Origin of the sequence: Paenibacillus spongiae, from assembly GCF_024734895.1 — a bacterium.
GTDB lineage: Bacteria > Bacillota > Bacilli > Paenibacillales > Paenibacillaceae > Paenibacillus_Z > Paenibacillus_Z spongiae.
In genome coordinates this window covers 837,574-849,956 of record NZ_CP091430.1, presented here as the reverse complement: position 1 = coordinate 849,956, position 12,383 = coordinate 837,574, and the positions used below count along the sequence as shown (strand labels likewise).

At 47.6% G+C, this 12,383-nt stretch carries 11 protein-coding genes; 1 reads left to right on the top strand and 10 read right to left on the bottom strand.

All coding sequences use genetic code 11. The features are described 5' to 3' along the window. Positions 1-178: 178 nt before the first annotated feature. Positions 179-3,883 (bottom strand): S-layer homology domain-containing protein, encoded by a 3,705-nt coding sequence (locus L1F29_RS03690; RefSeq protein WP_258387039.1) that lies wholly within the window; start codon positions 3,881-3,883, stop codon positions 179-181. Positions 3,884-4,383: 500 nt separating this feature from the next. Then, positions 4,384-5,286: a helix-turn-helix transcriptional regulator gene (locus tag L1F29_RS03685; protein ID WP_258387038.1), complete on the bottom strand. Its 903-nt coding sequence runs from the start codon at positions 5,284-5,286 to the stop codon at positions 4,384-4,386. 106 nt (positions 5,287-5,392) lie between these two features. Here L1F29_RS03685 and L1F29_RS03680 point away from each other — a divergent pair, with 106 nt between their 5' ends. Continuing rightward, positions 5,393-6,226 carry a phytanoyl-CoA dioxygenase family protein gene (locus tag L1F29_RS03680; RefSeq protein WP_258387037.1) on the top strand — a complete coding sequence of 278 codons (834 nt, stop codon included), beginning with the start codon at positions 5,393-5,395 and terminating at the stop codon, positions 6,224-6,226. 419 nt (positions 6,227-6,645) lie between these two features. Here the strand turns inward: L1F29_RS03680 and L1F29_RS03675 are convergent, their stop codons facing one another. The 8 genes from L1F29_RS03675 to L1F29_RS34625 form a co-directional block, all read right to left on the bottom strand. After that, positions 6,646-7,143 carry a YlbF/YmcA family competence regulator gene (locus L1F29_RS03675; RefSeq protein ID WP_258387036.1) on the bottom strand — a complete coding sequence of 166 codons (498 nt, stop codon included), beginning with the start codon at positions 7,141-7,143 and terminating at the stop codon, positions 6,646-6,648. 128 nt (positions 7,144-7,271) lie between these two features. Beyond that, positions 7,272-9,023 carry an ABC transporter ATP-binding protein gene (locus tag L1F29_RS03670; RefSeq protein WP_258387035.1) on the bottom strand — a complete coding sequence of 584 codons (1,752 nt, stop codon included), beginning with the start codon at positions 9,021-9,023 and terminating at the stop codon, positions 7,272-7,274. Positions 9,024-9,211: 188 nt separating this feature from the next. Beyond that, positions 9,212-9,457 (bottom strand): glutaredoxin family protein, encoded by a 246-nt coding sequence (locus L1F29_RS03665; protein WP_258387034.1) that lies wholly within the window; start codon positions 9,455-9,457, stop codon positions 9,212-9,214. 189 nt (positions 9,458-9,646) lie between these two features. Beyond that, on the bottom strand, positions 9,647-10,642 hold the full coding sequence (locus L1F29_RS03660) for an NAD(P)/FAD-dependent oxidoreductase (protein WP_258387033.1): 996 nt from the start codon (positions 10,640-10,642) through the stop codon (positions 9,647-9,649). Positions 10,643-10,778: 136 nt separating this feature from the next. Further along, positions 10,779-11,012, bottom strand: coding sequence for a ferredoxin (locus L1F29_RS03655; protein WP_258387032.1), 234 nt, complete (start codon positions 11,010-11,012; stop codon positions 10,779-10,781). A gap of 283 nt (positions 11,013-11,295) precedes the next feature. Beyond that, positions 11,296-11,499, bottom strand: coding sequence for a heavy-metal-associated domain-containing protein (locus L1F29_RS03650; protein WP_258387031.1), 204 nt, complete (start codon positions 11,497-11,499; stop codon positions 11,296-11,298). 29 nt (positions 11,500-11,528) lie between these two features. Further along, positions 11,529-12,149: an NAD(P)/FAD-dependent oxidoreductase gene (locus tag L1F29_RS03645; RefSeq protein WP_258387030.1), complete on the bottom strand. Its 621-nt coding sequence runs from the start codon at positions 12,147-12,149 to the stop codon at positions 11,529-11,531. A gap of 47 nt (positions 12,150-12,196) precedes the next feature. Then, entirely contained in the window at positions 12,197-12,382 is a 186-nt protein-coding gene (locus tag L1F29_RS34625) for a DUF8832 domain-containing protein (RefSeq protein WP_507765289.1), read from the bottom strand. Between the last annotated feature and the right edge of the window lies 1 nt (position 12,383).

The following is a 12,383-nucleotide window of genomic DNA, read 5'->3' as shown; positions in this document are numbered from 1 at the left end:
CAGTCACCCGAATATACCGCAGGCCGATTAATTGAAATCCTGTTCAGTGAAGATTTTGGCCGTACCGTAGTCATCGAAGAGCTGTAAGTTACACCTTCACCTCCTACGGGCATGCATTAAGCCGTCACCCTGCTAAGAGTGACGGCTTTGTTGCGAATGGCATATACAATGTCAGTGCTTAGGGATTGCTTGCGCTCTCGATATCCTTAAAAGCCCAATGGCTGAGGGGGACGTCTGTCCAGGAGGATTGGACTAATCCGGATTCCTGGAGCTTACGTTCGAACAATCGATTCAGGAACACGATGCTCTCCGCTCTCGTTACTCCCTGATCAGGAAGAAACTTGCCATTCGGATGTCCTCTGAGAATATTCGCTTGCTGGACAGCCGCTATTACTTGCTCAGCCCAGTGCCCCTTAATGTCCGTGAAGCTGGATACGCTTGAATTTAGCGGGAGTACCTTGAGCTTCTGCGCGATTACGGCAATCTCCGCCCTCGTAATCACGGCGCCGGGACCAAAGGAACCATCCGGGAACCCATTCATTAACCCGGCTTGACTTACCTTGGCAATAGCATCCTCCGCCCAGTAGGAATCAAGAACATCCGCGTATTGTTGCCCCTCTGCCAGCTCCTCCGAGCTCGCAGGCAGCAATCTGGCGAGCATTGCAGCAAACTCCGCTCTTGTCACCAATTGGTCTGGCTTAAAGCTGCCATCCCGGTATCCAAATACATAAGCTTTTCCCGTGTATTCTTCCAGTGAAATAACGGTGAAGATGCCGAATGCAGTCACTTCGATTTCAATTCCTAGCGGGCTTCCCTGCTTATCGTATTTGATTACACCCCGCTGCAGCTTCTTCTCGCCGTCACTCTGCTCGATATAAACGGCGAGGGAGTCCAGAAAGGCTTGCCTTTGCGCAGCATGGCCTGGCAAGGAGTTGATCGGGAGCATAACCTTGATCGCATGATCCTTATCATTCGTCTCGATCCTCATCGAGCTTCCTATAACGTCTACTTCTTGACCGCCGGCAATCTCTTTAACCTCATCCGCATTCACGACACGGTCTGTAATGACTTGCTGCTCGCCCGGATTACGGACCGGGATAAACCGAAAATCAATATCCTTCCCCTCTGCGTGCAAGGCTTTGAGCGACTCTTTCGTCAGTGTAACGAAGGTGTCCCCCACTTTAATTTCAAGAACGAGCCCTGCTTGGCTTAACTCGCGCAACGATGTGCCGGGCAGATTAACCCTGACTTCATCAGCCTGACTTCCCGGTAACAGAGGGTCCGCAATGATAATTCGCACGGCCTGATTAGAAGACCGGCCAGCACGTGCAATGATTTCCCTTGTTTTACTTAGATTTATCTTAACGTTGTCCGCAATGACCCCGTTCGTTGTCATTCGGACAATGTCGAATGTGACCGAAGGATTCGTGAGCTCTTCATCCCCAATGAGCACTTCGCCTTGTCTCGTTTGACCTTGCGGAGGTACCGGCAGCACCGGCCCAGGTGAGGGGACCGCTCTGATATTTGATATCGCTTGTAACTCTTCCTCGCTCCAGTTGCCCGCCTGATCCTGTCCCCTCGCATACAGCGTGGTATTCGCATGGATCGCTATAGGCCCGGAATAATTCGTGTAGACCCCATTTGATCCGAGTTTATATTGCCGCACAACAACATCATTTGCGTAAGTTATCGTGGCCGTAACATTCTGATAGGTTACTTCCGTCGGTGTAACGGTTATCGTAGGCGCAAGAGGCTTTGTCGTATCGTAGATGATCGTGGATTCACTGGATCTGGCACTGCTTAGTCCAAATGCCAAATCCGTTGCCATTGCACTGTACTTGTTTTCCCCTTGCATCAAGGAGCTCTGATCAAACGACCATTGCCCTGCGGCGGTCACAACCGTAGTCCCTGCAGTTACACTCATACCCAACTCGTTTCTCTTGTACACTGTAATCGTCGACCCTGCATCACCCGTTCCATGAATGGTGATCGGTCTTTTATTCGTTGCCCCATCAATGGCTACAGGAATAACTACACCGTCATCCATTACACTGAAGCTTGTAATTACAGGAACCGAAGGTACTGATGTCTTGATCCTCACGGCAAAATCAGACGAAGCCAGGCTAACATTCCCGGCAATATCCGTGGCCGTAGCCTTGAACGTGCGAATACCGTCAGCAAGCGTTGTCCCCGTGTAGTCGAATGACCATGCTCCATCGGCAGCTGCCGTTGTCGTACCGATACTGCTGCTTCCGCCATCCAAGTATATCGTGACCATACTTTCCCCTTCCGCTGTACCCTGAAGGATTAAAGTATTGTCTGTTGTTATACGGTCGTTATCCGGATCGTCCAGCACCTTCGTTATCACCGGAGCAGAAGGAGCGACCGGATCGATCTCCACGACTTGCGACAGAGATCTGGCTCCCGTGATGTTCAATGCATTCGTCGCCGTTGCGGAGAATGTGCAGCTTCCTGAAGCTAATGGGGACGCCGTGTAATCATAGCTCCACGCTCCGCTCGCGTCAGCGGCAGTTGTTCCCGCTATGACATTGTCCAGATATACCGTAACCGTTGCAGAGGCCTCGGCAGTCCCATGGACATACAAGGTTGTATCACTTGTAATATAGTCCGATTCCGATCTCCCGCTATCCTCTGTAATACCCGTTATTACTGGCGGCGGCGGTGCGAGATTCGGATTTACCTTTGTTTTTACCAGATACATCTGCGATGAATTCGTGCTTCCCACCATGACATATTCATTGTTAGGAAGAGCTTTAATATCATAGGCAGTATCGAAGCTCGCACCTCCGAAATTCGTTTCCCACAGCACATCGCCTGAAGCATTGGTTTTAAACATATAGATGTCATTGGGACCGTTGGTATAAGAGTAGGTTCTGCCCGCGACCATATAACCGCCGTCCGCAGCTTCAATGACAGAAACGCCAACATCGCCGGAGCTGCCCCCGACTGCCTTCTTCCAAGCGGCCTCACCAAGGCTATCCGTCTTGATCAGATAGGCATCCCCGTTAAATGAACCATTAGGCTTCGTCTCTCCCGCTAGAATAAATCCACCAGCCGATACGGCCGTAACGGAGTTGAAGAGCTCCGTCTGTCCGCCTTCATCATAGGTTTGTTCCCAAACGAATTCCCCCGCAGCATTGTATTTCATTAGAAAGGCGTCAGACGTGCTTGGCGCAGACATCGCTTTCTTGGATCCGGCAACGACGAATCCATTATCTGCTGTCAGCGCGATGTCAAATACGTCATAGCTATCATCCGCTGATAAGTATTGTTTTTCCCAGAGGATCTCTCCATCGGCAGCAAGCTTGAACACCTGAATATCATAATTATTCGCTCCGGTATTCGTTCTACTGAGGACCAGATACCCGTCAGTTGTCTCAACGATTCCCCGGCCGGCTTGTTCTCCGCTGCCTCCGAGATGCTTCTCCCACAGCATGTCTCCGGATGCATTCGTCTTCACAACAAAAGTATCAAAGTAGGTTGACGCCGAGTACGAATATCCGGTCATCAGGTAACCCCCGTCGGAGGTTGCGATGATAGAATGAAACATATCATTGCCATCCGTACCGCCGAACTGCTTGGGCTCGCCGACGAGATTGCCGATCAAATCCGTCTTCAGCCAGACGGCATCGGTATGGCTGGATACAGGATGAGAAACGATCTTTTGCCCTGCAATCACATAACCGTCCACTAAGGGTATAACTCCGTAACCTATATCAGAGCCTGAGCTTCCCAGCACCTTCTCAAGTTCAAGCACCTGTTCGGGTACGGCCGGTGCTGCTGATAGTTGTGCCCCATACGGGGTAAAGCTAATAGATAAGGCAATCAGTACAACCATAAATAAATTGAGATTCCTCTTCACTGTGCTTCCTCCATTAGTGTCCATCTAAATAACTTATTGATTTCACCCTATCAAAAACACCCTATTTCGACGTTCATCTTAACTACTATACGTATAAATATCCCCTCGTCATAGTGAGCGTTGTCATTAATTTTGTCATATGACAAAATAGATTTTTTTGTAAAATACGATGTTCAATATCAAATCCTAGTCTTTTCAATGTGGAATTAAGTGCTTGACGGGTCCAGGCTTGACCTCAACGGACCTAGAAGCCTCTATTTACAATGATTAAAGCCAACCTGGATTCTAACGGACACAGAATCCGTTATGGGGGTGAAACGGGCCTAAAACCTGACCGTTGAAGCCCAATAAGGTCCTCCATGTCCGCAAGTCCTGCAAAAAGCAGAGAATCGAGGCAATAAGGTCTCTGGTGTCCGCACATTCTTCATGCGAGTAACCACCGTGCCTGTAAATACGGATAACCGTAATCCAACCCGATCATCGAGGCCGCTCCGACAAATCTATTCTGATTTTAGTCGTTTTTTTTCAGAATAACGGTTTAGTCCCCTCCACTGAGTGGGCGTTTGGCCTATCGCTCTTCCGAAAGCAGTGGCAAAATGCTGTGATGAACTGTAGCCCAGCCGCAATGCGATCTCTGTGACAGACATCTCCGTATCCTTCAACAGTCTCACTGCTTCCGATATTTTAATGTGCTCCATGTAGCCTTTAGGCGTAAGTCCCGTGTGCTCTTGAAATATATGATGGAAATAGGAAGGGCTTACGTTGGCAATCGCTTCCAGTTTATGAAGCCGTGGATTCCATTCCGGTCTTAACGTCATTTCGCGCAGGATGATATCCATGCTTTGAATCAATTCCGGGGAAGTCTCCTTGCGCTCCCGTATATCGGTGAGGCTTAACAGCAAATCCAAGAGCGCCAGCCGAATGTTTAAGGCGGGCAGATTGCTGCCTTGCTCCATCGTCTGCTTTATTCGGCGTAAGCTTCGGACAACCTGTGTCCCCGGTTGTGTTACACGCCGAACCTTCTGCAGCAGATGAAGCAAGCTCAATTCCTCCGGCCTGCTTAAACCGAGCCATCTTCCGTCTTCATCGCGCTGCTGCACATTGAGCATAACCCACCACAATCGGCATGGCTCAATCACATCGAATGATCCGCGATGCTTCTCGTTCGGGAGGGTATGGAACACTTCCCCTGTCCGCGTCTCATGGATTTCTTCGCCTACGACCCAGCTGGCCCTTCCTTTCTCCATAATGACGAATTCATAACAGTCTTTATGATAATGCTCCGTAAGCATTAGCGCTTTCTTCAAATCGTCGAATCCGATCGTCTCCAATTGCGGTACTCCAAAATCTGCGCCGTCTCGTCCCCATCGCACGGAATGGTTCTGTTCATTATTTATTTTCATGTACAAAATATTGCTCTTCAATTTTTCGAACGTCAACGCGCGTTCAACCCATTATGATTAGGGTGTTTCAAAACGGAATCCAAACGAATCAAGGAGACAACAGACCATGGAACGCATAAAAGTTACGCAAGAAGATAAACAAGCATTTGACAGAGACGGGTATTGGATCAGCCCGAAGCTGCTTACAGACGAAGAGATCGCCCGGCTCCGCGCAGCGCATGAGCGCGTATGGATGCGTGATTTTGATCGAGAAGGATTGCCTTTGTTCCACAGTTATGCGCCTTACACCCACGACTTGCCCCATCTGCGCAAGGTTGACAACGCCTGGTTGATTAACGATACCGTTCGAGAGATTGTGACCAGCCCGGCATTAGGTGAAATGGCGGCAGACTTATTAGATGAAGATTCCATCCGGCTTTGGCATGACCAAGTCATATATAAGCCCGGTCTTAACGGAAAAGTGTCGCGTATCGGAAATGTGGGATGGCATCAGGATTACGGCTACTGGGAGAGCTCAAACACGACAAATATGGTGACCGTGTGGATTGCGCTCCAGGATACGGATTTGACGAATGGAGGAATGATGACGATCCTCGGTTCGCACAAGTGGGGAGTAATCAAAGACAGCAATACGTTCTTCGAGCCAAATCTGGATTTACTGCGCGATAAATTCGCGACGGAGAACAGGGAGTGGGTCGAGGAGCCTTGCATCATGAAAGCCGGTCAAGCAAGCTTCCATCACGCGCTTACGTTTCATGGCAGCGGACCGAATCTTACGGCTGATCCGCGGCTCTCGATCGTAGCTCACCTCATGCCGGGAAATACGGCTTACCATGAAAGCGAACAGCGGCATCCCAACGTACAGCTGCTTGGACCCCATCCGTATAACGGACAGAAATTCGACAACGAGTTTTTCCCGCTCTTATTCTCAAGATCGTAACTGACATCGAGTTTTCGTGAATGTTACGGATCGCTGGCGCTGGCGAATACTCGATAAATTAGTATGAGCAAAGAGATGGTGTCGAAAGAACACCATCTCTTTGCTTATTCAATTTTACCTCCTCAGCAGGTGAGGATCAGTTCAAGCTGTTCAAGAGTGTTTTAATTGGATCATTGAGATTCAATGCATTCAGAATGATCGTCATAGCCTTTGCACATGTGGAGCTGCCTTTCGGATCAACTACTCCATTTGGCTTCGCACTTTGCCGTTTCGGATCAAAAGACAGACATAAACATGATCGACAAAATGGTCGTGGCGCACCTGCAATTCGGCCGAAGGAATCGAATGATGTCCCTCTATCATCCATTTCATTTTCGAGGCATAATCGGCCCCCGTGTTGTCAGTGTTGTGAGAGCAGCTCAATCGCATTTCTCCGGCGCTTCTGCCTTCACCGCAGCCTCCAGATCCAGCTTCTCGGCTACCACATCGCGAATGAAGGACACGATCAATTGCAGCAAATAATTCACGTCGGTCTGGCTCTGCTGGAACTGTTGGACGACCGGTATCTCGTCGAGCTCGTCTTGCAGAACCGAGATTTCTTGCTCGATTTTGTCCACCATGGCTTTGTTCTTGAACGCATTCTGGAAGGCGACGAGTTCCTTCTGCTTCTTCTTGATCTTAGCGATCAGACCTTGGATCTTCTCATGTCCCTGAACCAGCTCTTCGGACTTCTGATAAAGAGACACCTCTTCCGTCGTCGTGATCAGATGAGCGAGCTCGCGGGTGCGAGCCAGAATGTCCTCCCGAACGAAAATTACCCGATTGTCGAAACGGGGGATGACATCTTCTTCGTTGTGATGGCAATTCTCATGATCATAGTCGTGCGAATGCGCGTTGATAGGCTTCGTTGCAGACATGTCGATAAGTCTCCTTGTATGGCGAATAGCTCGGCTATTCGTCAGTAGGTTTTATAGTCAATCAGTTTAAACTCCATGAGATAAAGCGGAGAGACGAGGAAGCTCTAATCGTATTCAACCGAACTTCTCTAAACAGCGTCTCTCACTTTTTGAATATGATTTAATCGTGCATAAGGACCGTTGGCCTTTATTAATTCTGTATGCGTACCCTGCTCCATAATTTCGCCGTGTTCAATTAGAATGATCCGATCTGCATGAGTAATCGTTGAAAGACGATGCGCAATGATGATCGTTGTTCGATTTTTGACCAATTTTTCAAGCGATTCTTGAACCAAATGTTCCGATTCCAAATCAAGTGCGGAAGTTGCTTCATCCAAAATGATCATACCGGGATCTTTGAGAAAGACGCGTGCGATGGCAATTCGTTGCTTTTGTCCTCCGGAAAGCTTGACGCCTCTCTCCCCTATTTCCGTATTGTAGCCATGCCGCAATTGCAAAATAAAATCATGAGCATTTGCCGCTTTTGCCGCCTCGATAACTTCCTCGTCAGTCGCTTCAGGTCTGCCAAATAAAATGTTTTCACGAATCGTTCCGCTGAATAAAATATTGTCCTGAAGCACAATCCCAATTTGGCTTCGTAAGCTTTTTAACGCTATTTTTCTAATATTTTGATTATCAATATAGATGGCGCCCTTTTGTATATCGTAAAACCGCGGGATTAGACTGATGATAGAGGATTTCCCCCCACCGCTCATGCCAACAATCGCTACCGTTTCCCCGGGTGATATGTCTAATTGAATATCTTTTAATACCCAATCCGCGTCATCCCCATATTTGAACCAAACCCCGTGAAACTGGATCCTGCCTTTCAAGGCGTTCACGGGTTTAGCATCAGGAGCATCCGATATATCATAGGGTTCGCGCAAAAACTCAAGTACACGCTCCAGCGATGCGCTTGCTTGGGTTAATTCTGTCGACGAGTTCACAAGGCGGCGCAGAGGATTATACAATCGATCCAGAAACGCAAAAAACGCAACAAGGGATCCTACCGAGAGGTTTCCTTGAATGACTTGGTATCCACCATAGGCGATGACCAGTAACGGGGAAATATCTGTTAACGTATTTATGATTCCATGTGTCAGTGCATTCCAACGGGTATGAGCCAATGACTGCTCTAGGAGTTGCTCATTTTTGCGGCTGAATTGTCCCTTTTCATGCTGCTCCAATGTAAAGCTCTTAATAAACGGTATGCCGTTTACCCGTTCATGTAAGTACCCTTGCATTTCCGCAAGCGACTGGGATCTTGCTTTGGTCAAGGCACTCATTCTTCTGTACAATACTTTAACTGCAACTACATATAGAGGGAGAATCGCAATAGCGATAAGCGTAAGTGAAGAATCCATATAGCTCATGATTCCCAATACAATGGATAGAGTAATAATGTCCAGCCAAATATTCATCATACCCGTTTCCACCAAACTTTTCGTTTGTTCTACATCATTAATCATTCGGGAAATAATTTCTCCCACTTTATGATTTTCATAATATCGCAAGGAAAGTTTGTGCATATGGTCGTATAACCGGTTTCGAATATCAAATAATGTCCGGTTCGTAATGAGTTGAGCAAAGTATTGGCGATAATATTCAATCGGATACCGAATGATTACATATAGCACGAATGCTCCGCCGATGATGAAACTAAGCTGTACAACCTTATCGTTATGCGTAAGCGAACCTAACAACAACGAATCTACTACATATTTTAAGACTAAAGGCAATGTTAACGGGATGCCGAATTTGATGATCCCGATTAAGACCGTGATTAATACAAGGTGCCAATACGGCTTTACAAATGAAATATACGCTTTAAGACTCGACAATTTAGATACCTCCTAGCTAGCACGAATGCTGGGATTTTCATAAACCGCAAATTACTTATTAGGAACCTCATTGTAAATGTCAGTAGCACTTATCCGAGCCGCATCGTTAAACGTTATTCACCGAAAAAGCAGCTCAACTTAAACGCGAGCTGCTTTTTCGGTGAACAACATATAATCGGAAAGTCACCTTACGCTTTATTCAACAATCCGCTTATTTCACTGAGATTCTCCGCAAAGCCGATGAACACCTTATCGCCAATCACAATCGTCGGCACGATTTGTTTTCCAGTCAAGTTCCAGACTTCTTCTGGATACTTTGGATCTTCCGCGCAGTTAAAGTCTGTATAGGGAATCTCATTCTCTTTGAAATATCGTTTGGCATAACTACAGTCACTACAGGTCGGGATCGTATAGATTTTAACTGTTTCTTCCATGCTCGATACACCCCCTTACTCGTCTTGAATCATCTTACGATACAACGTTATATCCCTTTTTCCGAATGGCTTCCTCAATTTCAGAAATTTGAACTTTTTCTTCCTCAAACCTGACATCTACAGAACCCCTAACCCTACCTTCTCGTATGAATGCAGCCCAAGCTGCGAAGGCATACGCCCTTTTTTTGCTTACAGTTTCATGTTGCTGCTATGTCCGGGTGACAGCTTGGCTTCCGGATCGATGTAGACTTTCGCGTTGTTGACGGCGGTCGGTGCTTCTCCAAAGCCGACGGCGATCAGCTTCAGCTTGCCCGGATAAGTTGAGATATCTCCGGCCGCGAAGATGCCCGGAATGTTCGTCTCCATCTTCGTATCGACAACGAGTGAACCGCCTTCGACGACAAGTCCCCACTCTCTGATCGGTCCCAGGGAGCTGACGAAACCGAAATTGACGATAACCTCGTCGACATCGACCAGCGTCGTCGCATGGGTCTTCACGTCGGTCAGCTCAACCCGCTCGATGCGTTCCTCTCCGTGAAGCGCCGTAACCTCGGTCGGCACGACGACGTTGACTTTGGATTGCATCAGCATCTCGACGCTATGCTCATGAGCCCGGAATTTATCGCGGCGATGAACGAGCGTCACCCGCTCCGCGATCGGCTCTAGCATCAGCGACCAATCCAGCGCGGAATCACCGCCTCCGCTAATGAGCACTTTCTTACCGCGGAATCGCTCCAGATCGCTGACAAAGTAATGAAGATTTGAATTCTCGAAGCGCGTCGCTTCCGGCAGCTCTAGCCTGCGAGGCTCAAAGGCTCCGACACCTGCAGTTATGATGATGGCTTGCGATTGGTGAACAGCGCGATCTGTGATGATCTCAAACGATCGTTCGCCAAGCTTGCGTACAGTAAGCACCTTCTCCTCAAGTCTGACGTCGGTTCGGAACAGCTCCATCTGCTTCTTTAAATTGTCGACGAGCTCCTGGGCTTTCACTTTAGGGAAGCCGGCCACGTCATAGATGTACTTCTCCGGATACAAAGCGGCGAGTTGGCCGCCTAGCTGCGGCATGCTTTCTATTAGCGTAACCGACATCTGTCTCATGCCGCCGTAGAAAGCGGCGAACATGCCGGAAGGACCGCCGCCGATAATGGCTACGTCCGAGTTCGTGATGATCTTGTCGTACATTCTTATACCTCCGAAGCGATTCTTTCTTCTCTATTTGCATCAACGCAAATGCGTAATCTTTTGTCCCATAACGCTCTGCATCGGCTTTGACACGGAGCGTTGTTCTCGCTATTGGGTTAGCGTGCATTTCTTGACGTTAAGAGAACGGTTTGTCAGAAATCTTGATTGAATCGGTCGGGCAGCTATCTTGCGCATCCTGCAGCTCTTCCCACAAATTCTTATCAATCGACGCGATCCCGCGATTATCGTCTCCCTCGAAGATAACGTGAGCCAAACCCTCATCGTCGTAGTCGAAAATATCGGGCGCCGCAGCCCCGCATGCTCCGCATGCAATGCAAGTATCCTTGTCCACGCATGTATATTTGGCCATCTCTAACTCCCCTTCAGATATTGATGTCATGAACTTTGAATTCTCGATGCCCGGAATCAATCCACATCGCGTTTTACCTAGTGAAACTTTGTATAATTTAGCAAACCCGGTCGAGGTTCGACCGGGTTTCCTCTTTAAACCACTGATTTCAGTTAGATCCGCAAAACCAATGAAATCCGTATAAACGGTTCTTCATAATAGCGTTTGGCAAAACTATAATCATAGCGGCAAATAGGATTACGATAGATTTTCTTTCTTTTCTAAGTTCATCCCTTGCTCACTGTCACTCCACAACGTTATATCCCTTTTTCCGGATGACTTCCTCAATTTCGGAAATCTGAACTTTTTCTTCATCAAACCGAACATCTACAGTGCCCTGCTCAAAATTCACGTGGCCTTCAGCTCCGATCGCATTGATCGCACCTTCAATTCTAGGAATACAAGAACGGCAAGTCATGCCTTGTACTTGAACGGTTGCCTCTTTCATAGTTTTCACCTCCTTTCAGTGGATTCGGGTTATTCTGCGATCCGTTGCAGCTGCTCAAGCGAAATCCGATCCACGAATTTGCTGAACTTTTCCTTGCCTTTTGCATGCTCCTTATAAAAATCAATGATGGCCGTAACAGCGGGAACAAGCTGATCTTCCGCGATTCCTGAACGAAGCAGCTTCGCGAAGGAGGTTTTAAGCCCCTTTGGTTCACCGCCAACATAAATGTTAAATTTATCACGCATTTTGACAACGCCGATATCCTTTATCAGCGGTTCACTGGTACCTAACGCACAACCGGCGTATCCAATCTTAAGCGGTGCAGGCATTTCAATGCCAGCTATTGCTTTATTCAAGGCTTTTGCTGTTTCAAGTCCCGCTTCTTCAGCACCTTTACAGAAATTGCAGGCGATCAGACTCTTGGTTACAACCCCCGCAGGATTCACTTCAAGACCATTACGCTCAAGTTCTTCCTTGATTGCTTCCTTTTGTTCGATCGGCACTTCTGCATAGAGCTGCTTGAAGTTGGTCATTTCCACTTTAGCATCTGTTCCTATAATATTGCCGATTTGAACAAGTTGGTTTGGCGTGAATACACTGCCGCCAAGTTGAATCACTGGGCTTATAGCAATTTTGACTTTTCCCCCCATAAATTATCCTCTCCTCCGTTCAAGCTTAACGAATCATTTGATATCGACTAAAAAAGGTACGGTAAAAATTTCCCCTTGGTGTTAAAATTGGCCCCGTATTTTATAGGTTCCAATTTTCGAAAAAAAGTCACAAACTCCGCTTTCGGACCGTTCGCTTTTTCGTTCACTGGATGAACATGGAGATATTGCTCCGCATCATCTGATAATATAACGACATATCCCAATCTGCTCATG